1 protein-coding gene and 1 pseudogene are annotated in these 1,670 nt (G+C 27.3%); both read right to left on the minus strand.

Going from position 1 to position 1,670, the window contains the following annotated elements; all coding sequences use genetic code 11:
* Positions 1 to 182 (minus strand): annotated as a pseudogene (locus tag Q0F58_RS19480) (hypothetical protein); the annotation flags it as partial.
* A 29-nt stretch (positions 183 to 211) separates the two neighbouring features.
* Positions 212 to 1,670: flagellar filament capping protein FliD (gene fliD, locus Q0F58_RS19485; RefSeq protein ID WP_294379751.1), on the minus strand; the 1,459-nt coding region annotated here is incomplete at its 5' end.

The raw sequence follows: 1,670 nt of genomic DNA on the forward strand, positions 1-1,670 counted from the left end.
ATAATATCTAATACATTTATTTTATCACATATTAAGTTTTTATCTATATTCATACTATTAATTTCATTTATTATATCTTCTCTTTTTTTTAAGAAAGAAGAAATTTCTTCTTCTTTCTTAATTTTTTCAATCATATCCAAAGATATATTTTTATATTCTTCAAGTAATTTATTTAAATCCATATTTTATATCTCTCTTTAGTATCTTTTAATTATTGAAAATATGAAGATAATGAACTTTGTTGTGACTGAAGAGATGCTAGATTGCTTTCTAAAGTTGAATAACGAGTGTACAATGCATCTTCTTTTTCTTTAAGGGCAGCCTGCATTTCAGTTATTAATTTTTTCCTTTGTTCAATATCTTTTGTCATTTCATTTGTTTTAGCTGTTACACCATCTGCAACACCAGCCTTATTAGCTAATCTTGAAAATGTTCCTGTTGCATGTTCATATAAATTATTTTTTAATTTTGTTATTATTCCATTTGAACCTGAAAATAATTCTTGTATTCCTTCAGGATCACTCTCAATAGCTGCCTGTAATTTATCTTCATCAATAGTAAACAAACCATTTTGTGTTGTATAATCCTGTACGGGTTTTATTCCTATACGTTCTAAATTCAATCCTGTTTTTTCAAGCATAGTTGTCATTGTTAATTTCATATCATCTGCAAAGTCTCTTAAATAACTGTCATTTCTCAAAAGACCAGTTTGAGCTTTCTTTTCAAGTTTTTCAATTTCCTTATCGCTTAAACCTTCTTTATCATCATCTGTTAAAGGTAAATATGATCTGTCATATTCTTCATATAATTTACCATTAATATGTCCTAAAAGTTCATTGTAATCATTAATAAAATCTACTATTTTATCTTTAAGTTCTGTGCCATCTCTTTTACCAGTTAACGAAACTTCTCCATTTGTAACATCATTGAACTTAAATGTTGTTCCATCTAAAGTAATTGAGTTTCCTGTAATAGATTTACCATTAGGAAGTTTTCCTTCATCGATTTTATAAACATTGTTGCCATCTGATATAGTTGCAGAAAGGTCACTTCCTTCCTTAAAAACTCCTTTGCCTGTTGTTTTTGCATATGAAGATACTTTAGCCTTAAATTTTGATGAAATTCCAGTTCCAGTTGAATTTAAAACTAATTTATTATCCTTTATTTCTGCTTTAATTGACTTATCATTTAGCTCTTTATTTAAAGCATCTAAATCAATTGTTCCATCTTCCTTATATGCTAATCTGAAATTTTGACCATTAATATTAATTCCTTTATCAGCATTTAGTTCTGAAAGATTTATTTCAGTTTTATAGCCTTTGTCTAAATCAACAGTAAGACTGCTTTCTTTTCCATCAACTATAAGCTTGGCTGTAAATTTATTATTTTCAGCATCGCCAGTAGATTTACTCTTTATTGTCATTTTTCCACTTTCAGAATCATATGATGCTTCTAAATTCTTAGCTTCTAATTTTGAATTTAAATCTGATACAATGTTTTCTTCTGTATCACCAGCCATTTCAAATTCAGTATCTCCAATTTTTATCTTATTTCCAGCTTTCAAATTAGATTTTAAAATACTAGTTGAATAACGTCCATCTGTAGAAACATCTTTTTCAACTTCTGATTCAAGTTTTTCATTCATTGTAACATTTAAATCTATCTTACCC

Source organism: uncultured Clostridium sp., from assembly GCF_934754915.1.
Classification (GTDB): Bacteria; Bacillota; Clostridia; order Clostridiales; family Clostridiaceae; genus Clostridium.